Genomic DNA, 23,498 nt, shown 5'->3' with positions numbered 1-23,498 from the left:
TCCGGGTGTGGTCCGTCAGGCCTTCTCGTCCGTCGCGTGGAAGTCGTCGGGCGCGTTCAGCGGCTCCGACGTGGCGTGGAAGTCCTTGGCGGCGACGCCACCCTGGCCGGTGGCCGGGGCGGCGGCGTCCGTGGCCGGCTTCACGGCGGCGGCCGGGGCGGCCGCCGGGTCGAAGTCCGGCTTCGGGTCGACGACGAGAGCGGCGGCGGCGTCGGCCGGTCCGCTCGTGGCGTGGAAGTCGTCGGGCTTGACGGTTCCGGTGGTGTCGGCCATGGGTGACTCCTAGAGCACAGGAAGGTTCGATGGGGGGATGCCCGCCCGGTCACTCCCCCGAGCGTCACCGGGCGGGCATCGCACGGCCGTTCACCCTAGTGGTGCGGCCGCCGTACCGAGCCGTCTGCCCCCCGACGCGACGGTCCGGCACCACTGAGAATGCCGGGCCGCGATAAACGAATGATGAACGCGGACCCGGGCCCGGGCGCACCCTAGGAAGGCGTCCCCTGGCGGACCGGGGTGGACTCCAGGAGCCGGCGGACGTCCGCCGCTTCCGGCGAGTCCGAGGCCTCGAACACCGAGAGCGCCTCCTGCCAGCAGACCTTCGCACGGTCGGTCTGGCCGATGCCGTGCAGACCGCGGCCCAGGGCCGTCAGGATGTTGGCGCGGCGCCACTCCCCGCCGATGCCGTGCAGCACGGCCAGCGCCTGCTCCGCGCACGCCGCGGCCTGCGCGGGGCTGTGGTCGGACAGGTGGAGTTCGGCGATCCGGAAGAGGGTCATGCCGTGCCACAGCTGCTGCCGGGCGTCCTGGAACATGGTCAGGGCGCCCGTGAGGGTCTCCAGGGCCAGCCGGGTCTCTCCCGCGCTGGTCAGGGCGAGCCCCAGCGCGTACTTGCCGTTGGCCAGGCGCAGGGCCATGCCGCTGTCGTCGCGTTCGTAGATGGTGATCCCCTGCCGGGCCAGCAGGACCGCGCTCTCGGTGCGGCCGGTCGCCAGATGGACCCGGGACAGATTGCACAGGGCACTGGCCTCACCGGGCGTGTTCCCGTCGGCCCGGAACGCGGCCAGGGCCTGGGTGAGGTGCTGCTCGGCCTCCGCGTGCCGCACGTTGTAGAGGGCGATGATGCCCTGCTGGTTGGGTGCCTGGGCGCAGACCACCGGATCCCCGGCGGCCAGGCCGAGCCGGAGCGCCTCGCCCGCCTCCCGGGCCGACTCCGCGAACTGGCCCGAGACGCCGAGGAGATGGCTGTGCATGAGACGGGCCCGGCCCTCGGCGTAGGCGTCGCCGTGCCGCTGGGCCGCGGAGATCACGGCGGTCGCGGCCTGGACGTACTGGCGGGCGCCGATGCCGGACTCCCCGAGGTCCACGGCCGCGACCAGCAGATCGGCCGCCCGGCGCAGCCGGTCCGCGGCGCCGCCGGCCTGCTGCACGGCCGCCAGCAGCCCGCTCGCCTCCGTGAACAGCCAGTCCAGCGCCCGGTCCCGGCCGGTGAAGGAGAGCCCCGGGTAGGTGCTGGGGGTCAGGTGGTCAAGGACGCGCTCCCCGGGCCGCTCGATCGCGTACACCCCCGCCGCGGTGGCCAGGTAGAAGTCCAGGAGGCGCGACATGGCCGCCTCTCGCTCGCTCGGCGGCCTCTCGTCGCGTTCGGCGCAGGAGCGCGCGTAGAGGCGGACCAGGTCGTGGAAGCGGTAGCGGCCGGGAGCCGCCGACTCCAGCAGGGACGTGTCCACCAGGGCCTCCAGCAGGTCCTCGGTGTCCTCCGCCGCCAGGTCCAGCACCGCCGCGGCCGCCGCCAGTGAGATGTCCGGGCCGTCGGCCAGGCCCAGCAGGCGGAAGGCGCGGGCCTGGGCCGGTTCCAGCTGGCCGTAGCCGAGTTCGAAGGTCGCCTTCACCGCGAGGTCGCCGGCCTGGAGTTCGTCCAGGCGGCGGCGCTCGTCCGCGAGTTTCGCCGCCAGCACCGAGACCGTCCAGGTGCGGCGGGCCGCGAGCCGGGACGCGGCGATCCGGATCGCCAGCGGCAGGAACCCGCACGCGGCGACCACGTCCAGGGCCGCCTCGCGTTCGGCGGCCACCCGTTCCGTGCCGACGATCCGCGTGAAGAGCTGGAGCGCCTCCTCGGGGGACATCACGTCGAGGTCCACCAGGTGCGCCCCGGCCAGGTCGACCATCCGCACCCGGGAGGTGATCAGCGCGGCACAGCCCTCGGTGCCCGGCAGCAGCGGGCGTACCTGGGCCGCGTCCTTCGCGTTGTCCAGCAGGACCAGCACCCGGCGGCCGTCCAGGACCGAGCGGTACAGGGCCGCGCGGTCGTCCAGCGCGTCCGGGATGGCGGAGTCCGGGGTGCCGAGGGCGCGCAGGAAGGAGCCGAGGACCGTCTCCGGTTCCGCCGCCCGTGGTCCCGCCCCTTGCAGGTCGACGTACAACTGGCCGTCGGGGAAGGCCGAACGGGCCTGGTGGGCCACGTGCACGGCGAGCGTGGTCTTGCCGACGCCGCCGATGCCGGCGAGCGCCGACACGGCCATCACCCGGCCCTCCGCCGACGCCAGCACCTCGCCCAGTTCGGTGGCACAGGCCGTCCGGCCGGTGAAGTCGGTCACGGTGGCGGGAAGCTGGGCGGGGCGGACGAGGGCGGCCGGAGCCTCCGCGGCGGGCGAGGAGGGCTCCGCGAGGGCCGGGTCGGCCCGCAGGATGCGCTGCTGGAGGTCGCGCAGCCCCGGACGCGGGTCGACGCCGAGTTCCTCGCTCAGCAGGCGGCGGGTGTCCGCGTACACGGCCAGCGCCTCCGCCTGCCGGCCGCTGCGGTACAGCGCCAGCATCAGCAGTTCGCGCAGCCGCTCGCGCAGCGGATGGGCCGCCGTCAGCGCGGTCAGCTCCGACACCGCCTCCGCGTGGCAGCCCTGCTCCAGGTCCATGTCCAGCCGGGACTCGAGGAGTTGCAGCCGCCACTCGTCGAGCCGGACCCGGTGCGCGTCGGCGTACGGGCCGGGGACGCCGGCCAGCGCCTCGCCGTCCCACCGGGACAGGGCGCGGCCGAGCAGCTCCCTGGCCCGGCCCAGGTCACCGCCGCCGCGCGCCTTCTCCGCCGCCCCCGCCAGCTCCTGCACCACCGCGAGGTCCAGGGCGCCCTCGCCGAGGCCGCGCACCGCGTAGCCGCCGGACTCGCTGACCAGGACGCCCGGGCCCAGGATCTTCCGCAGCCGGGACGCGTACGTCCGCACCGCGGCCAGCGCCTGCGACGGCGGCTCCGGGCCCCACAGCGCGTCGATCAGCTCGGCGGCGGTCGCCGTGCGGCCCTCGCGCAGCAACAGGGCCGCGAGCAGGGCGCGTTGCTGGGGGGAGCCGGTGTTGAGCGGCTGCCCCTCGCGCCAGGCGCGCACCGGACCGAGCACGCTGAAGCGCAGCGCCGCCTCCGTCGAGGACGAGGGGCGCCGCTGCTCCGGCACCCGCGGTCCACCGTCCATGCCGGTCCCCCTAGACATACCGATCCACCCCGTCAGTCTGCCTTGTCCACGGGAGCCGCGTCAGCCTGGCGAGACCCCGATCACAGGCGGCACGCGGCGGTCCACACAGTCTTCACACACGAGCGGCGGCCGCCGGCGGTTCCGGCGCGGTGCCGCGTCCGCCCGCGCGCGGCCGGCGTCCTGCGCGCGGGCCGGCGTCCTGCGCGCAGGGCCCGCGCCGGGCCCGGTCCGCCGCCCAGCGGTCGCCTGACGAACCGCCACACAAGAGCTGACGGTTCGTCAGATCGGCGCTACCGTGAGCGCCATGGACACCCAGGACGGCACCTTTCCGCTGATCATCTCCGTCGACGACCACACCGTGGAGCCGCCGGACGTCTGGCAGTCCCGCCTCCCGAGGAAGTACCAGGACACCGGGCCGCGGATCGTCCGCGCGCCGCTGCGGGAGATGAGCTTCCTCGGCGGCCGCTTCGCGCCGGTCATGGGCAGCCCCGGCGAGGACGGCCCGACCGGCGACTGGTGGATCTACGAGGACCTGCACCGCCCCCTCACCCGCCTCGACACCGCGGTCGGCTACAGCCGGGACGAGATCAGGCTGGAGGTGATCACCTACCAGCAGATGCGGGCCGGGTCGTACGACGTCCCGCAGCGGCTCGCCGACATGGACGTCAACCACGTCCAGTCCGCCCTCTGCTTCCCGACCTTCCCGCGGTTCTGCGGGCAGACCTTCACCGAGGCCAAGGACCGCGAACTGGCCCTGCTCTGCGTCCGGGCCTACAACGACTGGATGGTCGAGGAGTGGTGCGGCCCGCTCGCGCGGGGGCGGCTGATCCCGCTGACCCTCATCCCGCTGTGGGACGCCCGGCTGGCCGCCGAGGAGGTACGCCGCAACGCGGCCCGCGGGGTCCGGGCCGTCGCCTTCTCCGAGATACCCCCGCACCTGGGACTGCCCTCCGTGCACACCGACGACTGGGACCCCTTCCTCGCCGCGTGCGACGAGACCGGCACGGTCGTCGCCATGCACATCGGCTCCAGCAGCCGTATGCCCTCCACCTCGGCCGACGCCCCGCCGGCCGTCGGTTCCACGATCACGTTCGCCAACTGCTGCTTCTCGATGGTCGACTGGCTGATGAGCGGCAAGTTCGAGCGGTTCCCGAACCTGAAGGTGATGTACGCGGAGGGCCAGATCGGCTGGATCCCCTACATCCTGGAGCGCGCCGACGTCGTCTGGGAGGAGAACCGCGCCTGGGGCGGCGTCGCGGACAAGGTCACCCGGCCGCCCTCCGAACTCTTCGCCGGGCACGTGTACGGCTGCTTCTTCGACGACGCCTTCGGCCTGCGGAACCTCGACGCCATCGGCCTCGGCAACGTCCTCTACGAGACGGACTACCCACACTCCGACTCCACCTGGCCGAAGTCCCGCGAGGTCGGCGAGGCCCAGATGGGCCACCTGGACGCGGACGTGGTCGAACGTATCGTCCGCGGCAACGCGATCGACCTGCTCGGCCTCACCCCGGAGGGCCTGTGGGGCGGTCCGAGGTGACCGCGTACGGCATCCAGCTCCCGGTCCAGTCGCAGTCCACGATCTACGCCGAGGAGTGGGAGGCGGGCGCGGGCGCCGCCGACCTGGTCGAGATCGCCCGCGCGGTGGACCGGGCCGGCTTCGCCTACCTGGCCGTCTGCGACCACGTGGCGATCCCGCACCGGCTCGCCGCCGCCATGAGCACGGTCTGGTACGACCCGGTCGCCACCCTCGCCCACCTGGCCGCCGTCACCGAGCGGGTCCGGCTGCTCAGCCACGTCGCCGTCGTCGGCCTGCGCCATCCGCTCCTGTCCGCCAAGCAGTACGCGACCCTCGACCACCTCTCCGGCGGCCGGCTGATCCTCGGGGTCGGGGCCGGGCACGTGCGGGAGGAGTTCGAGGTGCTGGGGGTGGACTTCGGGCAGCGGGGCGCGGTCCTCGACGAGGCGATCGACGCGCTGCGGGCCGCCCTCGGCCCGGACGAGTTCCCCGCCCACCACGGGAAGTTCTACGACTTCGAGGGGCTCGGGCAGCTGCCCAGGCCCGCCCAGCGGCGGGTGCCGGTGTGGGTCGGCGGCTCGTCACCCGCCGCCGTGCGGCGGGCCGCCCTCAAGGGCGACGGCTGGCTGCCGCAGGGCGACCCCAGGGACCGGCTGCCGGCCCGGATCGCCCGGCTGCGGCGGCTGCGCCGGGAGGCGGGGGTGGAGGCACCGCTGACCGTCGGCGCGATCGCCGAGCCGCTGTACGTCGGCACGCCCCGGTGGGAGGTCGGCCGCCGCACCCTCACCGGCACCCCGGAGGCCGTCGCCGAATCCCTGCGGGCCTACGGCGCGATGGGCGTGCACCAGGTCCAGGTGCGGTTCCGCAGCCGGAGCCGGAGCGAACTCATCGACCAGATAGCCGTGTTCGGGGCGGACGTCGCGCCCCTTCTGAACTGAGGAGCGGGTGGCATGGGCAAGCTGGACGGGCGGGTCGTCATCGTCACCGGGGCGGCGCGCGGGCAGGGCGAGCAGGAGGCGCGGCTCTTCGCCGAGGAGGGCGCGCGCGTGGTCGTGGCGGACGTGCTGGACGACCAGGGCGAGGCGCTCGCCAAGGAGATCGGGGCACGCTACGTCCACCTGGACGTCGGCGTGGAGGAGCAGTGGCAGGCCGCCGTGGCCGCCGCGAAAGAGGCCCACGGCCGCCTCGACGGGCTGGTGAACAACGCCGGCATCCTGCGGTTCAACGCGCTCGTCGACACGCCTCTGGACGAGTTCATGCAGGTCGTCCAGGTGAACCAGGTCGGCTGCTTCCTCGGCATGAAGACGGCGGCGCCGGAGCTGTCCGACGGCGGGACCATCGTCAACACGGCGTCCTACACGGCACTGACGGGGATGGCCGCGGTCGGGACGTACGCCGCGACCAAGCACGCGGTGCTCGGGCTCACCCGGGTCGCCGCGCTGGAGCTGGCCGGCCGGCGGATCCGCGTCAACGCGATCTGCCCGGGCGCCATCGACACCGCGATGTCCAACCCGGCCCGGCTCGACCCCACCGCCGACCCGGAGGAGATGAGCCGGGCCCTGGACGAGCTGTACCGCAAGCTGGTGCCGCTCGGCCGGATCGGACGGGCCGAGGAGGTGGCCCGGCTCGCACTGTTCCTGACCTCGGACGACTCGTCGTACATCACCGGGCAGCCGTTCGTGATCGACGGCGGCTGGCTGGCCGGGGTCTCGGTTATCTGACGGACCGTCAGCTCTTGACGGTGGCGACGGCCGGTGCGACAGTCGGCCAACGAACGCAATCTGACGGAGTGTCAGTACACAGGGACGGTGGACCGCCGTGGAATTCGGGCTCTTTGTACAGGGGTACGTGGGCAAGCGCGCCGAGACCGACCCGCTCGCCGAGCACAAGGCACTGATGGAGGAGACCGAGTACGTCATCCAGGCGGACAGGTCCGGCTTCAAGTACGCCTGGGCCTCCGAACACCACTTCCTGGACGAGTACTCGCACCTGTCGGCGAACGACGTCTTCCTCGGCTACCTCGCCCACGCGACCGAGCGCATCCACCTCGGCTCCGGGATCTTCAACCCCCTCGCCCAGGTCAACCACCCGGTGAAGGTCGCCGAGAAGGTCGCCATGCTCGACCACCTCACCGGCAACCGCTTCGAGTTCGGCAGCGGCCGGGGCGCGGGCTCCCACGAGATCCTCGGCTTCATCCCCGGGGTGACCGACATGAACTACACGAAGGAGATCTGGGAGGAGACCATCGCCGAGTTCCCCAAGATGTGGCTCCAGGACGAGTACGCGGGCTTCCAGGGCAAGCACTGGCAGCTGCCGCCGCGCAAGGTGCTGCCGAAGCCGTACGGCAGGTCGCACCCGGCGATGTGGTACGCGGCCGGGTCGCCGCCGTCGTACGCCATGGCCGCGAAGAAGGGACTCGGCGTCCTCGGGTTCAGCATCCAGAAGGTCTCCGACATGGAGTGGGTGCTGGAGCAGTACAAGACGGCGATCGTGAACGCCGAACCGGTCGGCGACTTCGTCAACGACAACGTGATGGTGACGACCACGGCGATCTGCGCGCCGACCCACGACGAGGCGATCCGCATCGCCGCGTCCGGCGGCCTGCACTACCTGCCCTCGCTGGTGTTCCGCTACCACGACACCTTCCCGAGGCCCGAGGGCTTCCCGGTGTGGCCGGAGACCCTGCCCGAGTACACGCCGGAGTTCGTCGAACTGCTCGTCGAGGAGGAGCTGCTGATCTGCGGCGACCCGGACGAGGTGCTGCGGCAGTGCAAGCGGTGGGAGCAGGCGGGCGCGGACCAGCTGAGCTTCGGGCTGCCGGTCGGCGTCCCCAAGGAGGAGACGCTGCAGACGATCCGGCTGATCGGGGAGCACGTGATCCCGAAGATCGACACGGACCCGGTGCACCGGACCACCCGGTTCCGGGGTGCCGTGTAACGGCCGTCGCGGGGTGCGGGGCCGTCGTGGCCGGTCGCGCCCACGCGGCGGAGCCGCACCTCGATGCGGCCCCACGCCCCCAGGTAGCCATGCCTCACGGACCCAGAGGAGTCCCCGTGCTCGATCACGTCATCAAAGGGGCGACGGTCGTCGACGGCACCGGCGCGCCCGCGTTCACCGCCGACGTCGGCATCCGCGACGGCCGGATCGCCGTCGTCGGCACCGTCACCGAGGAGTCCCGGACGACCGAGGACGCCACCGGGCTGGTCCTCGCCCCCGGGTTCGTCGACCCGCACACCCACTACGACGCCCAGCTCTTCTGGGACCCGTACGCCACCCCCTCCCTCAACCACGGGGTGACCACCGTCGCCGCCGGGAACTGCGGGTTCACCCTCGCGCCCCTGCACCCGGCCCGCCCGGACGACGCCGACTACACGCGCCGCATGATGTCCAAGGTCGAGGGCATGTCGCTGGTCGCGCTGGAGGAGGGGGCGCCCTGGAGCTGGAACTCGTTCGGCGAGTACCTGGACGCGCTCGAAGGGCGGATCGCGGTCAACGCCGGCTTCATGGTCGGGCACTGCGCCCTGCGCCGGTACGTGATGGGACCGGACGCGGTCGGCGGCCGGCCCACCGACGAGCAGCTCGGCGAGATCGTGCGGCTGCTGCACGAGGCCATGGACGCGGGCGCCTGGGGCTTCTCCACCACCCAGTCCGCGACCCACTCCGACGGCGACGGACAGCCCGTCGCCTCCCGGCACGCCCGCCCCGAGGAACTGCTCGCCCTCTCCCGGGCCGTCGGGGAGCACGAGGGCACCCAGATCGAGGCGATCGTCGCCGGCTGCCTCGACCAGTTCAGCGACGCCGAGATCGACCTCCTCGCCGAGATGAGCGCGGCGGCCGGACGCCCCCTGAACTGGAACGTGCTCACCATCGACGCCGCCGTCCCGGAACGGGTCCCGCGCCAGCTCCAGGCCAGTGAACGGGCCCGGAAGGCGGGCGGCCGGGTGGTGGCCCTGACCATGCCCATCCTCACCCCGATGAACATGTCCCTGGGCACCTTCTGCGCGCTGAACCTGATACCGGGCTGGGGACCGGTCCTGGCCCTGCCCGTACCGGAGCGGATCGAGCGGCTCCGGGACCCGCGGGTCCGCGCGGAGATGCTGGAACGCGCCCACTCCAAGGAAGCCGGTGTCTTCCGGCGGCTCGCGAACTTCGGCCGGTACGTCATCGGCGACACCTACAGCGAGGCCAACGCCGGGCTGTCCGGCCGGGTGGTCGAGGAGATCGCCGCGGAACGCGGCCTGGACCCCTTCCACTGCCTGGTCGAGATCTGCGCGGCCGACGGGCTCCGCACCGTCCTGTGGCCCATGCCCACCGACAACGACCCCGCCTCCTGGGCGCTGCGCGCCGAGACCTGGCTCCACGAGGACGTGCTGCTCGGCGGGTCCGACGCGGGGGCGCACCTGGACCGGATGTGCGGGGCGCCCTACACCACCCGGTTCCTCGGCGACTGCCTGCGCGGCCGCAGGCTGGTCGGCCTGGAACAGGCGGTGAAGATGCTGACCGACGACCCCGCGAGGCTCTTCGGGCTGCGCGAGCGGGGCCGGATCGCCGAGGGCTGGCACGCCGACCTCGTGCTCTTCGACCCGGAGCGGATCGCCGCCGGCCAGGCCACCCTGGTCCACGACCTGCCCGGAGACAGCCCCCGCCTGGACGCGAAGGCCGTCGGGGTACGGGCGGTCTGGGTGAACGGGGTCGAGGCCATCCGCGACGACGAGGTCAGCGGCGCCGTCCCCGGCAAGGTGCTGCGGTCAGGCCGGGACACCAGGACGGTGAGCACCCGATGAACGGTCCGCGGGACGGGCAGCGGCTGTTCGTCGGCGGCGCCTGGGCCGCGCCGGACGACGGGTACTACGAGGTGGTCGACCCGGCGACCGAGGGAACCGTCGGCTGGGCCCCCGAGGCCTCCGAGGACCAGGTGCTGGCCGCCTGCGCGGCCGCCCGGGAGGCGTTCGGGGCGTGGTCGCGGACGCCGGCCGCCGAACGGGCCGCGGTCCTGGGACGGGCCGCCGACATCATCCGGTCCCGACTGAAGGAGTACGCCGACCTGGCCCGCGCCGAGACCGGCGCGACGACCGGAACCGCCCGCGCGATGCAGGTGGGCGTCGCCGCGGCCCGGTTCCGGCGGTACGCGACCGTCGAGCCCGCCGAATGGCCGATCCCGCCGCAGATCAACGAGGCCGGACCGATGGGGAAGGCCGGCGTGATGGGCGCGCTGGCCGTGCGGCAGCCGGTCGGAGTGGTCGCCTGCGTCACCTCGTACAACAACCCGTGGGCCAATCCGGCGGGAAAGGTCGCCCCGGCGCTTGCGATGGGCAACACGGTGGTGGTGAAACCCGCCCCGCAGGACCCCCTGTCCGTGTACCGGATGGCGGAGGCGCTGGAGGCGGCCGGAGCGCCGCCCGGCGTGCTGAACGTGGTCTCCGGCAGGTCCGCCGGGGTCGGCCGGGCGGCCGTCGCCTCCCCGGACGTCGACATGGTCAGCTTCACCGGGTCCACGGCCGTCGGACAGCGCATCGCCGAGGTGTGCGGACGGGACATGAAACGGCAGCTGATGGAGCTGGGCGGCAAGGGCGCGGCGGTCGTCCTCGACGACGCCGACCTCGGCTCGGCGGTGGCCGGGATCGGCACCACCTTCTCCTTCTACAGCGGACAGATCTGCACGGCACCCACCCGGGTGCTGGTGCAGCGCGGCCTGTACGACCGTCTGGTGGACGGACTCGCCGCCTACGCGCGCCGGCTGACCGTGGGCCACCCGGCGGCGCCGGACACGGTGGTCGGTCCGGTGATCAGCGCCGAGCACCGGGCCCGCGTCGAGTCGTACGTCGAACTCGCCAGGAAGGAGGGCGCGACAGTGGTGACCGGCGGCGAACGCCCGCCGCTGGAGCGGGGGTTCTACGTCGCGCCCGCCGTGCTCGCCGACTGCACCAACGAGATGCGGGCCGTCCGGGAGGAGATCTTCGGCCCGGTCGTCTCCGTCGTCCCGTTCGACGACGAGGAGGAGGGCGTCGCCCTCGCCAACGACTCCGACTACGGCCTCATCGACTACGTCTGGTCGGCGGACGTGGCCCGCGCCTTCCGGGTGGCGCGGCGGCTGCGGGCCGGCGGCGTCGGGATCAACACGGTCGGACGGAACATGGAGGCGCCCTTCGGCGGATTCAAGCGCAGCGGGGTGGGCCGGGACGTCGGCTCCTACGCCCTGCACGCCTACAGCGAGGTGCAGGCGATCGTCTGGCCGGGCTGAGACCCGGCCGCCGCGGACGGCTACTCCTGACGTGTGCACCGCGCGGCGGGGCGTGCCGGACGGCGGCCCGCGTGCCGTAGAAAGGCCGGGCGGGTTGCCGACTGCGGGAGGACGTCTTGCCGAGTACGGATCCGATCCTGGTCACCGGCGCGGGCGGCGGTGTCGGAGGCGTCGGCCGGACGGTCGTCGAGGAGCTGCGCCGGCGCGGGGTGCCGGTGCGGGCCCTGGTGCACCACGACGACGAGCGGGCCACCGCGCTGCGGGCTCTCGGCGGCGTCGAGGTGGTCGTCGGCGACCTCACGCGCGGCGCGGACGTGGCGGCGGCCTTGGACGGGTGCCGCAGGGCGTACTACGGCATGAGCCCGTCGACCGACTACCTGGAGGCCACCGCGACGGTCGCGGCGGCGGCCCTCGCGGGCGGCCGTCTCGAACTGCTGGTCCACATGTCCCAGATGACCGTCTCCCAGATGACCCTCACCAGCACCGCCGAGTCGCACCAGCAGCGGCTGCACCGGCTCTCCGAACTCGTCCTGAACTGGTCCGGGCTGCCGGTCGTGCACGTCCGGCCGACGGTGTTCATGGAGAACCCGCTCTTCGGCGTGCTCGCCGTCGCCTCCGTCCGGCGCGACGACACCATCCGCCTCCCGTTCGGCACCGCGCGCACCTCGCCGGTGGCCGCCGCCGACGTGGCCGCGGTGGTCACCCGGCTGCTGCTGGACCCCGCGCCCAGGACCGGCCGGGTCCACGAACTGACCGGCGCCGCCTCCCGCGACATGACCGCGATCGCCGCGGAGATCTCCGAGGCGCTGGGCCGCACCGTGACCTATGTCGACGTGCCCTACGACGAATGGGTCGAGCGGGACCTGAAGCCGCTGGGCCTGTCACCGCACCTCGTCGACCACCTCGCCACCATGGCCCGGCTGCACCGGGAGAACCGCTACGACCGGGCGACCGACGACGTGACGGAACTCCTGGGCCGCCCGCCGGCGGGCTTCGACAGCCTGCTGCGCACCCTGTAGGCCGCGCGAGGGGACCGACGGCCGGGCGCGGGCCTTCGGGCCCTGCCGGTTCACCGGCCCAGGAAGATCGGGTTCGTCAGGGCCGCGAGCGCGCCGGGCAGCGGGCCGGCCGCGGTCTCGTGGCGGAGCTCCGCGCGGACGTAGGCCGCGTACTGCGGGGTGGTCCGCCATTCGACCACGCCCGAGCCGGTCACCGGGAGCGGGTCGCCGGTCAGCAGCACGCCCTCGTCGGTGACGAAGCGGACCGTGCAACGCGGCACGCCGGAGGCTTCCAGGCGGACGGTCACCGGGGTGTCGGCGGCCACCCTCAGCCGCTCGCCGCTCGCCGCTCGCCGCTCGCCGCTCGCCGCTCGCCGCTCGCCGATCCCGGCCCCGGCCCCCGGCCCGCGGCCCGCGGCCCGCTCCGGCGGGTGGACCGGGCGGACCGGGGTGCCCGGCTCGCCGTAGGTCAGCGTGATCGTCAGCTCGTAGTCCAGGCCCTGCGGGGCGACCGTGTAGGGGCCGAGGGCGACGTGCCAGGTGCCGGCGCGGACCGGTCCGGGGAGGTAGCCGGGCGTCGCGTCGTCGGCGCGGACGAAGAACTCCGTGCGCGCCCCGCCGGACCAGCCGCGGAAGCCCGCGCCGCCCAGCTCGATGCCGTGCTGGTCGAAGACGCCGAGGTCGAGCGCGTTGCCCGTGGTGCCGGCCGGGACGCCCGGCCGGTCGTAGGTGGAGGAGACCTTGATCTCCCGGACGCCGGAGGGGACTTCGACGGGGACGTAGACGAAGTCCGGGCAGCCGGGCGGCAGGGTGCCGCGCACCGTCCTGGTCTCGCGTGTCCCGGGGGCCTGACCGTCGGCCGCTGCGAAGCTCACGGTTTCCCACGTAAGGGCTGCCGCCGCCCCGGTCACGAACAGCGCGCGCCTGCCGATGCCGTGCGTGTCCTCACCCATGCCGGTCACCCTCCTCCTGTGACGTGAACTCCCGTGGAAGGAAGGGGAATCCACATCCGCATGTCATGTGCATAGCAGCGTGAAAGGCGGGGCGGGCGATGCCGACCAGTCGGTATGGACATATCGCGCCGCCGCCGGTACAGATGGCCCATGCGTATAGCCGTCACGATCTTCCTCACCGACGAGACCATCACCCCCGTCCGGCTCGCCCGTGAACTGGAGGCACGCGGTTTCGCCGGGCTGTACCTGCCCGAGCACACGCACATCCCCGTCGAGCGGACCACCCCGTACCCGGCCGGCGGCGACCTGCCCCGCGAGTACGGCCGCACCCTCGACCCGTTCGTCGGCCTCGGCCAGGCCGCCGCCGTCACCGAGCGCCTGGGCCTCGGCACCGGCATCACGCTGGTCGCCCAGCACGACCCGATCGGCCTCGCCAAGCAGATCGCCACCCTCGACCACCTCTCCGGCGGCCGGTTCACGCTCGGCGTCGGCTTCGGCTGGAACGTCGAGGAGGCCGCGGACCACGGTGTGGCCTGGCGGACACGGCGGGAACTGACCCAGGACCGGATGGCGTTGATGCGGGCGCTGTGGGCGGACGAACCGACCGCCTACGAAGGCGAGTTCGGGATCGTCCGGGCGTCGTCCGCGTATCCCAAGCCGGTCCAGAAGCCGCGCGGGCCCCTCGCCGGTCCGCGCACGCTGGTCGGCGGTGCCGCCGGACCCAGGATGTTCGCGCACGTCGCCGCGTACGCGGACGGATGGATGCCGATCGGAGGACACGGGCTCACGGAGACGCTGCCGGTGCTGCGGGGGGTGTGGGCGGACGCGGGACGTGATCCCGCGGCGCTCCAGGTGGTGCCGTACGCGGTCTTCCCGAGCGCCGGGAAACTCGCGCACTACGCCGGACTGGGCATCGAGGAGGTCGTGGTCCAGCTGCCCCCGGCGGGGGAGGCGGAAGTGCTGGGGGCGTTGGACGAGTACGCCCGGTATCTGTAGTCGGCCGCGGCCGGGTGGGGGGTGCTCGCGCGGTTCCCCGCGCTCCTGAGGGGGCGCGGGGAACCGCGCGAGCAGCCACGACGCACCCGCACCCGGCAACGCGCCGCCGCCCCCCTGACCCCTCCGGCCCCGAACGTATGCTCAAAGAATGACGACTTCCGCGACCCCCGGAACCGGCCCCACCGAGAACTCCATGCGTCGCGCCCTCAAACGCGCCCGGGACGGCGTCGCCCTCGACGTCTCCGAGGCCGCCGTCCTCCTCCAGGCACGCGGCGAGGCACTCGACGACCTCGCCGCGTCCGCCGCCCGCGTGCGCGACGCCGGCCTGGAACAGGCGGGCCGTCCGGGCGTCATCACCTACTCGAAGAGCGTCTTCATCCCCCTCACCCGCCTGTGCCGCGACAAGTGCCACTACTGCACCTTCGTCACCGTCCCCGGCAAGCTCCGCCGGGCCGGGCACGGGATGTTCATGTCCCCGGACGAGGTCCTCGACATCGCCCGCAAGGGCGCGGCCCTCGGCTGCAAGGAAGCCCTCATCACCCTCGGCGACAAGCCGGAGGACCGCTGGCCGGAGGCGCGCGAGTGGCTCGACGCGCACGGCTACGACGACACGATCGCCTACGTCCGGGCCGTCTCCGTCCGCATCCTGGAGGAGACCGGCCTGCTGCCGCACCTCAACCCCGGCGTGCTGTCCTGGACGGACTTCCAGCGGCTGAAGCCCGTCGCGCCCTCCATGGGCATGATGCTGGAGACGACGGCGACCCGCCTGTGGTCCGAGCCCGGCGGCCCGCACCACGGTTCCCCCGACAAGGAACCCGCCGTCCGGCTGCGCGTGCTGGAGGACGCCGGCCGCTCCTCGGTCCCGTTCACCTCGGGCATCCTGATCGGCATCGGCGAGACCTACGAGGAGCGGGCCGAGTCGCTGTTCGCGCTGCGCCGCACGGCCCGGTCGTACCACGGTGTCCAGGAACTGATCATCCAGAACTTCCGCGCCAAGCCGGACACGGCGATGCGCGGCATGCCGGACGCCGAACTGGACGAACTGGTCGCGGCCGTGGCCGTGGCACGGCTGGTCATGGGCCCGGCCGGCAACATCCAGGCGCCGCCCAACCTCGTGGACAGCGAGTACGGGCGCCTGATCGCGGCCGGCATCGACGACTGGGGCGGGGTCTCCCCGCTCACCATCGACCACGTCAACCCCGAACGCCCCTGGCCGCAGATCGAGGAGCTGGCGGCGCAGTCCGCGGCCGCCGGTTTCGAACTGCGGGAACGGCTGTGCGTGTACCCGGAGTTCGTCCGCCGCGGCGAGCCCTGGCTGGACCCGCGGCTGCGTCCGCACGTGGCCGCGCTGGCGGACCCCGAGACGGGCCTCGCCCTCCCGGACGCGGTCGTCGAGGGGCACCCGTGGCAGGAGCCCGAGGAGGTCTTCGTCGCGAGAGGCCGCACCGACCTGCACACCGCCGTCGACACCGAGGGCCGCACCGGCGACCGCCGCGAGGACTTCGACGAGGTGTACGGCGACTGGGGCGCCCTGCGCGAGGCGGCCGCCCCCGGCATGGTGCCCGAGCGGATCGACACGGACGTCCGCCAGGCCCTGGCGACCGCGGCCGACGACCCCACGAAGCTGACCGACGCCGAGGCCCTCGCCCTCCTGCACGCGGACGGCCCGGCCCTCGACGCGCTGACCCGGATCGCCGACGACGTCCGCAGGGCCGCGGTCGGCGACGACGTCACCTACATCGTCACCCGCAACATCAACTTCACCAACGTCTGCTACACCGGCTGCCGGTTCTGCGCCTTCGCCCAGCGCCGCACCGACGCCGACGCCTACACCCTCTCCCTGGACCAGGTCGCCGACCGCGCCCAGCAGGCGTGGGAGGTCGGCGCGGTCGAGGTCTGCATGCAGGGCGGCATCCATCCCGACCTGCCCGGCACGGCGTACTTCGACATCGCGAAGGCGGTCAAGGAGCGGGTCCCCGGCATGCACGTGCACGCCTTCTCGCCGATGGAGGTGGTGAACGGCGCGACCCGCACCGGCCTGTCGATCCGCGAGTGGCTGACCGCGGCGAAGGAGGCGGGCCTGGACACCATCCCCGGCACGGCCGCCGAGATCCTGGACGACGAGGTCCGCTGGATCCTCACCAAGGGCAAGCTGCCCGCCGCCACCTGGATCGAGGTCGTCACGACCGCCCACGAGCTGGGCATCCGTTCCTCGTCCACGATGATGTACGGCCATGTCGACCAGCCCCGGCACTGGCTCGGCCACCTGCGCACGCTGGCCGGCATCCAGCAGCGCACCGGCGGCTTCACGGAGTTCGTGACGCTCCCCTTCATCCACACCAACGCCCCGGTCTACCTGGCGGGCATCTCACGGCCCGGCCCGACCCTGCGCGACAACCGCGCGGTGACGGCGATGGCCCGGCTCCTGCTCCACCCCCACATCCCGAACATCCAGACGAGCTGGGTGAAACTGGGCGCGGAGGGCGCGGCGGAGATGCTCCGCTCGGGCGCGAACGACCTGGGCGGCACGCTGATGGAGGAGACCATCTCGCGGATGGCGGGCTCGTCGTACGGCTCGTACAAGTCGGTGCGGGACCTGATCGCGGTGGCCGAGGCGGCGGGCCGTCCGGCGAAACCGCGCACCACCCTGTACGGCGAGGTGCCCGAGGAGCGCAGGCAAGCGGCGGAGGCGTCCGACGGGCACCTGCCGGAGCTGCTGCCCGTGCTGGACTGACGGGAGCGGGCGGACCGGGACGGGACCCCGGACCGGAGCGAGCGGGCGGGCAGCGCGCAGTACGATGATCCGACTCCTGCGTGCGTATGCAGGGGCCCTCATAACGGAGGAGATGCGTACCCGTGGCTGCCCGACTGCTGCCCTCCTGGGTCTGGGTCACCGGTCTGACGGCCGGGGCGACGGTGGCCGTCGTCTTCCTCGCCGTGCAGGCCGACAAGGGGCCGCACCCGACGGCCGCGGCGGCCCGCCCGTCCGCGAGCGCGCCGGCGGCCGCCCACCCCTCCGCGTCCCCGAAGCCCACGAAGGCCCCCGACGTGCCGGCGGCCTCCGGCACCGGCCGCCGCGTCGTCTACTCGCTGGGCGCCAAGCGGGTCTGGACGGTCGACGCGAGCGACAAGGCGACCCGCACCTTCACGGTCTGGCCGGGGACGGTGAGCCCCGACCCCGGCACCTACACGATCTCCAAGACGCTCTCCGCCACCACCGGCTCGGACGGCGTCCAGATCGAGCACGTCCTCTACTTCGCCGCGAAGTCCGGGCTGTCGGTCGCCTTCTCCAACGCGGCCGACGGCGCCTCGCCGCCGCCCGCCACCGCCGGCAAGCAGACCAGCGGCATCCGCATGCGCAAGGCGGACGGCGCGGCCCTGTGGACGTTCGGCACGGAACCCAACACCAAGGTGACCGTCGTCAAATAGCCCGCGGCCGCTCCGGCAGCCGTACGACGACCAGCGCGATCCCGGTGAGCACCAGCACCCGGGTCGCCGCGTCCAGCCCGTTCCAGGTCTTGGACTGCCACATCGAGAACCACTCCCCGCCGATCCCGACGAACCCGGCGCCGAAGAGCAGCACGAGCATCAGCAGACCGTAGGTGGACAGGCGGCGCGCGCGGTCGTCGTCGCGCCGGAACCACAGCACGGTCCCGGCGACCAGCACGAGGGCGGCGAGGGTCTCCCACACGATGATGGCGACGTACGCGGTGTTCTGCAGCCCGGTGCTGGTGACGGCCCGCCACATCAGGTCGTCGTCCTTGAACGTCGTGTCCATGGCCAGCACGTGCTGGACGAACGCCTGGTTGGTGCCGAAGTCGGTGATGTTCCCGAAGGCGACGAGGGCGATGTAGAGCGCGACCGTGCCGGTGAGCAGGGCCGCGGTGAGGGAGAGCGCACGAGGCGCGTGGGAGGTGGACATGTCACCGTCCTTCCCCGGCGCGGCCGTTCGCACCCGTGAGGGCCTCTGCCAGACTGAGCGCCCGGAGCGGCTACGGGGGTGCAGCTGATGGGGCCGACACGGCCGTCGATGCAGGAGCTGATCGGACGGCGCCGGCGGGCCGGATTCGTCGGCCGGACCGCCGAACGGGCCGCGTTCCGCGGGAACTTCGCCGTGCCCGCCGAGGACGAACGGCACCGCTTCCTCTTCCACGTGCACGGCGACGCGGGCGTCGGCAAGACCCGGCTGGTACGGGAGCTGGAGCAGATCGCCCGGGAGGCCGGGGCGCTGACCGCGTACGTCGACGAGGGCGTGGCCGGCGTGCCCGAGGCGATGACGGAGATGGCCCGTCAGTTCGCCTCCCAGGGGCGGCGGTTCAAGGATCTGGAACGGCTGCTGGCCGCGCACCGCGAGCGGCGGCACGAGGCGGCCGCCGCCCTGGCGCCGGGCCCGGCGGAGGACCGTGAGGGGCCGTCGGCGGGGAGCCTGGCGGTGGCGCGGGCGGCCCAGGCGGGCCTCGGGATGATCCCGGTGGCCGGGGCCTTCGCCGCCGCCCTGGACACCGACGGCCTCGCGCACGGCGCCGACCGGCTCCGGGCCCGCTTCCGGAGCCAGGAGGACGCCCAGCTGGTGCTCTCTCCCGAGCAGGTCCTCACCCCCGTCCTGCTGTCGGAACTCGCGGGCGCCGCCGACGCCGTGCCCTGGATCGTCCTCCTCCTCGACACCTACGAACGCACCGGCCCGTTCCTCGACCCGTGGCTGCACGACGTGATGACCACCGACCGGTACGGCGCCCTGCCCGCCGACGTCGTCGTGGTCACCTCGGGGCAGCACCCGTTCGACACGGTCCGCTGGGGCAGCTTCGCGGACTTCATGACGGACCTGCCGCTCGGCCCCTTCACGGAGGAGGAGGCCCGCGGCCTGCTCGCGGACAAAGGGGTGCGGGACGAACCGGTGGTCGCCGAGGTGCTCCGCCTCACCGGCGGGCTCCCGGTGCTCGTCTCCACGCTCGCCGAGTCAGGCCCCGTCGGCCCCGGGGACGTCGGCGACCCGAGCGCCACGGCGGTCGACCGGTTCCTGAAATGGGAGCGGGACCCGGTGCGCAGAGCCGCCGCGCTGGCGGGCGCGCTGCCCCGGCGGCTCGACGAGGACGCGTTCCGGTCGGCCGTGGACGGCCCCGGCGACCAGGCGGACGCGCTCTTCGCCTGGCTGCGCGGCATGCCCTTCGTCAGCGAGCACGGCGGACGGCTGCGGTACCACGACGTCGTACGGGCGCCGATGCTCCGGCTCCAGCGGCTGCGCTCGCCCGAGGCCTGGACCGGGCGGCACACCCGGCTCGCCGAGGCGTACCGCCGACGGCGCGCGCGGGCCGAGGGCGACCTGCGGCCGGACGAGCCGTGGGCCGACGAGGGCTGGCGGGAGCTGCGGCTCGGCGAGACCCACCACCTGCTGTGCGCACGGCCCCGCGCCGCGCTCGCCGGGACCCTCGCCGACCTCGTCACCGCCTGCGGCTACGGCGAGGACGCCGTCCGGCCGTGGGTGCGGGTCCTGGCCGAGGCCGGCGAGGACACGGACGCGGAGGCCCTGCGGACCTGGGGCGCGGACCTCGCCGCGGCGCTCGCCGGGGGCGGGCTCGCGGGACTCCTGCGGCTGCTGCTCGGCCGCGCCCGCGGCGACGAGCCGTGGCGGGCGACCGCCTGGGCGCTGCGGGCCGACGCGCTCGCCCGGGACGGCGCGCCCGGACCGGCGCTGGAGGACTACGACCGCGCCCTCGCCCTGGACCCCGCCCTGGTCCGCGCCCACCGCGGCCGGGCGGTGACCCTCGGCGCGACGGGCGACTACGCGGGCGCGCTCGCCGGCCTCGACCGCCTGCTCGAACTGGAGCCGGACAACGCCTGGAACGTCGTCCTGCGCGGCGAGCACCACCGGCTGGCCCGCCACCACGCCGAAGCGGTCGCCGACCTGAGCGAGGGGATCGCCCGCGACCCCGCCGGCGAGTTCGCCTGGGCCTCCCGCGGCGCCGCCCACGAACGCCACGGAGACCTCGACGCCGCCCTCGCCGACTTCGACCGCGCGCTGGCGCTCAAGCCGGACTACGCCTGGGCCCTCGCCCGCCGCGCCCGCGTCTGGCGCGGCCTGGGCGACCAGGTCCGCCGGCTGGCCGACCTCGACCGCGCCCTGGCGCTGCAGCCCGACTGGGCCTGGGGCCGCTGCGAACGCGGCGACGCGCTGCGCGTCAACGGCCGGGACACCGAGGCGCTCGCCGACTACGACCGTGCCCTCGAACTCGATCCCGAGTACGCGTCGGCGTACGCGAGCCGGGGCGCGTCCCTGTCCGCCCTGGGCCGCCACGAGGAGGCCCTCGCCGACCTGGACCGCGCCCTCGCGCTCAACCCGGAGTATCCCTGGGCCCTGGAGACGCGGGCGCGGGTGCGGCAGCGGCTGGCCGACCGCGCACTGCCCCCGACGTGATCGAAAACGACCGCTCGGGACCACACAACCCACACTTCGCATCCCCGACCGGTCCCTGAACGGACCGTTCCCGGTCGATTACAGTGCTGTGCGCTCGTGTGTACGGACGGTACCCGTGGGGAGGTCATGGTGGTGAGTACGACGTCGGGTGCCGTCTGGGGCCGTGCCGAGCAGCAGGACTTCCGGAGCCGGGTACGGGGCGCGCTGCTCGGCGCCGCCGTCGGGGACGCGCTCGGCGGGCCCGTCGACGGACTGACGCTGGAGGAGATCCGCACCGCCTACGGTCCCGAGGGCCTGGTCGACCTCGGGTTCGGGCACGGGCGGCGCGGGACCGTCACGCACCACACGCAGCTGACCCTCTTCACCGTGGACGGACTGATCAGAGCCCAGGTCAGACGGGACACCGGCGCCTGGCATCCACCCACCGACCTGCACCGGGCGTATCTGCGCTGGGCCGCCACCCAGCGGGACTGGGGGCCGGACGAGCGGCGCAAGGAGGACGGGTGGCTGGCCAGGGAGGAGTGGCTGTACGCCCGCCGCGAGCCGACCCGGGCGCTGCTGATGGGGCTCGGGGACGAGACCATGGGGACCCTGGAGTCGCCGAAGAACCCCGACGACATGGGGCCCGAGGCGGTCGCCAGGTCGGCGCCGTTCGGGCTGCTGGTCGGCTGGGAGCCGCAGCTCGTCGTCCAGCTGGCCGTGGAGTGTGCCGCGCAGACCCACGGGCATCCGACGGCCTGTCTGTCCGCGGGCGCCTACGCGGTGATCGTGCACGCGCTGGCCCGCGGGGACTCGCTGGACGGGGCCGTGCAGCGGACCCTGGCGCTGCTCGCCGCCCGGCCGGGACACCAGCCCGTCTCCGACGCGCTGCAGCACGCGCTCGGCGCCGTACGGCAGGGCATGCCCTCCCCGGCGCGGGTCGAGGAGCTGACCGGGGACGGGGCCGCGGACGGGGCGCTGGCGGCGGCCGTGTACTGCGCGCTCGTCGGCGAGGACGTACGGCACGGGCTGTGCCTCGCCGTCAACCAGGCCGGACCCTCCGCCGTCGCCGGCGCCCTCACCGGCGGCCTGCTGGGCGCGCTGCACGGGGAGACGGCCCTCCCGCCGGCCTGGGTGGCCGAACTGGAGGGCCGTCCCACGATCCTCGAACTCGCCGACGACTTCGCGATGGAGATGACCCAGGGCCCGGCCCTGCACAGCCCGGCGGGCGCGGCCCCCGGCTGGCTGGCCCGCTACCCGCGGGGCGCCTGAGACGGGGCGCCTGGGACGGGGTGCCTGAGCGGGCCGCCGGCGCGGCCGTCGCGGGTCAGTCCCGCAGGACCTCCCCGCCGCCCGCCGGGGCCTGCGCCTGGGCCGGTACCGGGGCCGCGGCCGCCGTACCGTCCCCGTCGGTGTTCACCGACTCGATGATCGCCAGGCGCTCCGGGGTGTCCTCCGGCTTCAGGTAGCCGATGAGGATGTAGAGGACCAGGGAGACGGCCAGCGGCACCGACACCTGGTACTGGAGCGGTACGCCGCCGTCGACGTTCCAGTTGATCGGGTAGTTGACCAGCCAGAAGGCGAGCAGGCCCGCCGCCCAGCTGGTGAGCGCGGCCGTCGGGCCGGAGCGGCGGAACGGGCGCAGCAGACCCAGCATCATCGGGATCGCGATCGGGCCCATCAGACCGGCCACCCACTTGATGACCACGGTGATGATGTCCTTGAACGTGGGCGAGTTGACCTGGGTGGCCACCGCCATCGACAGGCCGAGGAAGACCACCGTCGTCACCCGCGCCGCGATCAGCCCGGAGCGCTCGCCCCAGGCCCGGGCCCGCGACGACAGCACCGGCGCCACGTCACGGGTGAAGACGGCCGCGATGGCGTTGGCGTCGGAGGAGCACATCGCCATCGTGTGGGAGAAGAAGCCGACGACGACCAGGCCCAGCAGACCGTGGGGGAGGAGCTGTTCGGTCATCAGGCCGTAGGAGTCGGAGCCGTCCGGCTTCTGGGCGTGGACGAGCAGGGGCGACATCCACATCGGGAAGAACAGGACCACCGGCCAGATCAGCCAGAGCGCCGCGGAGAGGCGGGCGCCGCGTTCCGCCTCCTTCGGACCGGCCGTCGCCATGTAGCGCTGGGCCTGGTTGAGCATGCCGCCGTTGTACTCGAAGAGCTTGATGAAGAGGAAGGCGAGCAGGAAGACCGTGCCGTAGGGGCCGACCAGCGGCCTGCCGTGGCCGTGCAGGGCCGGCTGGTCGAAGGCGTCGAAGATGCCGATGCCCTTGTCGTTCAGCTTCAGGACGACGGCGACGAACATCGAGACGCCGGCCAGCAACTGGATGACGAACTGGCCCAGTTCGGTCAGCGCGTCCGCCCACAGGCCGCCGATCGTGCAGTAGACCGCGGTGATCGCGCCGGTGATGAGGATGCCCTGGTCGAGGGAGACCCCGGTGAACACCGACAGCAGGGTGGCGATCGCGGCCCACTTGGCGGCCACGTCCACGATCTTCAGCAGCATGCCGGACCAGGCCAGCGCCTGCTGGGTGGAGAGGTTGTACCGGTTCTTCAGGTACTCCAGCGGGGAGGCCACGTGCAGGCGGGAGCGGAGCCGGTTGATGCGCGGGGCGAAGAGTTTCGAGCCGATCGCGATGCCGAGCGCGATCGGGAAGGACCAGGTGATGAACGACGTCACGCCGTAGGTGTAGGCGATGCCGGCGTACCCGGTGAACATCACCGCGCTGTAGCCCGACATGTGGTGCGAGATGCCGGAGAGCCACCAGGGCATCTTTCCGCCGGCCGTGAAGAAGTCGCTCACGGTGTCCACGCGCCTGTGCGACCAGACGCCGATCGCCACCATCACGCCGAAGTAGCCGATGAGCACGGCCCAGTCGAGCCCGTTCATGTGCCCCCCTTCCAGGGTCCGCCTTCTGAACTCCGCTCAG

General features: G+C 73.6%; 17 protein-coding genes. 12 read left to right on the top strand and 5 right to left on the bottom strand.

Annotated features, from left to right (window positions below):
* Positions 1-15 precede the first annotated feature (15 nt).
* Both ACIRQ9_RS15815 and ACIRQ9_RS15810 read right to left on the bottom strand, forming a co-directional pair.
* On the bottom strand, positions 16-273 hold the full coding sequence (locus ACIRQ9_RS15815; protein WP_404172427.1) for a hypothetical protein: 258 nt from the start codon (positions 271-273) through the stop codon (positions 16-18).
* Positions 274-485: 212 nt separating this feature from the next.
* On the bottom strand, positions 486-3,458 hold the full coding sequence (locus ACIRQ9_RS15810) for a BTAD domain-containing putative transcriptional regulator (RefSeq protein ID WP_404172424.1): 2,973 nt from the start codon (positions 3,456-3,458) through the stop codon (positions 486-488).
* 304 nt (positions 3,459-3,762) lie between these two features.
* Here ACIRQ9_RS15810 and ACIRQ9_RS15805 point away from each other — a divergent pair, with 304 nt between their 5' ends.
* The 7 genes from ACIRQ9_RS15805 (at position 3,763) to ACIRQ9_RS15775 (ending at position 12,237) form a co-directional block, all read left to right on the top strand.
* The gene (locus ACIRQ9_RS15805; RefSeq protein ID WP_404172421.1) at positions 3,763-4,998 is read left to right on the top strand and encodes an amidohydrolase family protein; all 1,236 of its coding nucleotides are present in this window, start codon (positions 3,763-3,765) and stop codon (positions 4,996-4,998) included.
* A complete protein-coding gene (locus tag ACIRQ9_RS15800) occupies positions 4,980-5,915 on the top strand; it encodes a TIGR03619 family F420-dependent LLM class oxidoreductase (protein WP_404172418.1) in 936 nt (311 codons plus the stop codon). Before ACIRQ9_RS15805 ends, ACIRQ9_RS15800 begins: the two co-directional genes overlap by 19 nt.
* A 12-nt stretch (positions 5,916-5,927) precedes the next feature.
* The gene (locus tag ACIRQ9_RS15795; protein ID WP_404172415.1) at positions 5,928-6,698 is read left to right on the top strand and encodes an SDR family NAD(P)-dependent oxidoreductase; all 771 of its coding nucleotides are present in this window, start codon (positions 5,928-5,930) and stop codon (positions 6,696-6,698) included.
* A 97-nt stretch (positions 6,699-6,795) separates the two neighbouring features.
* Entirely contained in the window at positions 6,796-7,914 is a 1,119-nt protein-coding gene (locus ACIRQ9_RS15790; RefSeq protein WP_404172411.1) for an LLM class flavin-dependent oxidoreductase, read from the top strand.
* 116 nt (positions 7,915-8,030) lie between these two features.
* Positions 8,031-9,761 carry an amidohydrolase family protein gene (locus tag ACIRQ9_RS15785; RefSeq protein WP_404172408.1) on the top strand — a complete coding sequence of 577 codons (1,731 nt, stop codon included), beginning with the start codon at positions 8,031-8,033 and terminating at the stop codon, positions 9,759-9,761.
* Positions 9,758-11,218, top strand: coding sequence for an aldehyde dehydrogenase family protein (locus ACIRQ9_RS15780; protein WP_404172405.1), 1,461 nt, complete (start codon positions 9,758-9,760; stop codon positions 11,216-11,218). The genes ACIRQ9_RS15785 and ACIRQ9_RS15780 overlap by 4 nt, the downstream gene beginning before the upstream one ends.
* Positions 11,219-11,334: 116 nt before the next feature.
* Complete coding sequence (locus tag ACIRQ9_RS15775) at positions 11,335-12,237, top strand: NAD(P)H-binding protein (protein ID WP_404172402.1); 903 nt, start codon at positions 11,335-11,337, stop codon at positions 12,235-12,237.
* Between the two features lie 50 nt (positions 12,238-12,287).
* Here ACIRQ9_RS15775 and ACIRQ9_RS15770 read toward each other — a convergent pair whose 3' ends face one another.
* Positions 12,288-13,169: a hypothetical protein gene (locus tag ACIRQ9_RS15770; protein ID WP_404172399.1), complete on the bottom strand. Its 882-nt coding sequence runs from the start codon at positions 13,167-13,169 to the stop codon at positions 12,288-12,290.
* Between the two features lie 150 nt (positions 13,170-13,319).
* Between ACIRQ9_RS15770 and ACIRQ9_RS15765 the strand changes: the two genes are divergently transcribed.
* The 3 genes from ACIRQ9_RS15765 to ACIRQ9_RS15755 all read left to right on the top strand — a co-directional run bounded on the left by ACIRQ9_RS15765 (position 13,320) and on the right by ACIRQ9_RS15755 (position 17,594).
* The gene (locus ACIRQ9_RS15765; RefSeq protein ID WP_404172396.1) at positions 13,320-14,165 is read left to right on the top strand and encodes an LLM class F420-dependent oxidoreductase; all 846 of its coding nucleotides are present in this window, start codon (positions 13,320-13,322) and stop codon (positions 14,163-14,165) included.
* 148 nt (positions 14,166-14,313) lie between these two features.
* Positions 14,314-16,899, top strand: a complete 2,586-nt coding sequence (locus ACIRQ9_RS15760; RefSeq protein WP_404172393.1) for a bifunctional FO biosynthesis protein CofGH — start codon at positions 14,314-14,316, stop codon at positions 16,897-16,899.
* Positions 16,900-17,021: 122 nt separating this feature from the next.
* Positions 17,022-17,594 (top strand): hypothetical protein, encoded by a 573-nt coding sequence (locus ACIRQ9_RS15755; protein ID WP_404172391.1) that lies wholly within the window; start codon positions 17,022-17,024, stop codon positions 17,592-17,594.
* On the opposite strand, the gene ACIRQ9_RS15750 is transcribed toward ACIRQ9_RS15755, so the two are convergent.
* Complete coding sequence (locus ACIRQ9_RS15750) at positions 17,587-18,087, bottom strand: DUF2165 domain-containing protein (RefSeq protein ID WP_404172388.1); 501 nt, start codon at positions 18,085-18,087, stop codon at positions 17,587-17,589. The genes ACIRQ9_RS15755 and ACIRQ9_RS15750 overlap by 8 nt on opposite strands.
* An 87-nt stretch (positions 18,088-18,174) precedes the next feature.
* Here ACIRQ9_RS15750 and ACIRQ9_RS15745 point away from each other — a divergent pair, with 87 nt between their 5' ends.
* Positions 18,175-20,577 carry a tetratricopeptide repeat protein gene (locus ACIRQ9_RS15745; protein WP_404172385.1) on the top strand — a complete coding sequence of 801 codons (2,403 nt, stop codon included), beginning with the start codon at positions 18,175-18,177 and terminating at the stop codon, positions 20,575-20,577.
* A gap of 132 nt (positions 20,578-20,709) precedes the next feature.
* Positions 20,710-21,828 carry an ADP-ribosylglycohydrolase family protein gene (locus ACIRQ9_RS15740; protein WP_404172382.1) on the top strand — a complete coding sequence of 373 codons (1,119 nt, stop codon included), beginning with the start codon at positions 20,710-20,712 and terminating at the stop codon, positions 21,826-21,828.
* Positions 21,829-21,883: 55 nt separating this feature from the next.
* On the opposite strand, the gene ACIRQ9_RS15735 is transcribed toward ACIRQ9_RS15740, so the two are convergent.
* Complete coding sequence (locus tag ACIRQ9_RS15735) at positions 21,884-23,458, bottom strand: sodium:solute symporter family protein (protein WP_404172379.1); 1,575 nt, start codon at positions 23,456-23,458, stop codon at positions 21,884-21,886.
* Positions 23,459-23,498: the final 40 nt, after the last annotated feature.

It is taken from the genome of Streptomyces sp. NPDC101237, assembly GCF_044767465.1.
Classification (GTDB): domain Bacteria; phylum Actinomycetota; class Actinomycetes; order Streptomycetales; family Streptomycetaceae; genus Streptomyces; species Streptomyces gramineus.
The sequence above is the reverse complement of the archived record's forward strand: the minus strand, read 5'-3'. Positions and strand labels throughout refer to the sequence as shown.

Bases quoted from the DNA above. Each gene is read 5' to 3' on its own strand.
- ACIRQ9_RS15735 (WP_404172379.1), bottom strand. From the start codon at position 23,458: ATGAACGGGCTCGACTGGGCCGTGCTCATCGGCTACTTCGGCGTGATG.
- ACIRQ9_RS15815 (WP_404172427.1), bottom strand. From the start codon at position 273: ATGGCCGACACCACCGGAACCGTCAAGCCCGACGACTTCCACGCCACG.
- ACIRQ9_RS15810 (WP_404172424.1), bottom strand. From the start codon at position 3,458: ATGGACGGTGGACCGCGGGTGCCGGAGCAGCGGCGCCCCTCGTCCTCG.
- ACIRQ9_RS15795 (WP_404172415.1), top strand. From the start codon at position 5,928: ATGGGCAAGCTGGACGGGCGGGTCGTCATCGTCACCGGGGCGGCGCGC.
- ACIRQ9_RS15760 (WP_404172393.1), top strand. From the start codon at position 14,314: ATGACGACTTCCGCGACCCCCGGAACCGGCCCCACCGAGAACTCCATG.
- ACIRQ9_RS15765 (WP_404172396.1), top strand. From the start codon at position 13,320: ATGCGTATAGCCGTCACGATCTTCCTCACCGACGAGACCATCACCCCC.
- ACIRQ9_RS15780 (WP_404172405.1), top strand. From the start codon at position 9,758: ATGAACGGTCCGCGGGACGGGCAGCGGCTGTTCGTCGGCGGCGCCTGG.
- ACIRQ9_RS15750 (WP_404172388.1), bottom strand. From the start codon at position 18,087: ATGTCCACCTCCCACGCGCCTCGTGCGCTCTCCCTCACCGCGGCCCTG.
- ACIRQ9_RS15770 (WP_404172399.1), bottom strand. From the start codon at position 13,169: ATGGGTGAGGACACGCACGGCATCGGCAGGCGCGCGCTGTTCGTGACC.
- ACIRQ9_RS15805 (WP_404172421.1), top strand. From the start codon at position 3,763: ATGGACACCCAGGACGGCACCTTTCCGCTGATCATCTCCGTCGACGAC.
- ACIRQ9_RS15745 (WP_404172385.1), top strand. From the start codon at position 18,175: ATGGGGCCGACACGGCCGTCGATGCAGGAGCTGATCGGACGGCGCCGG.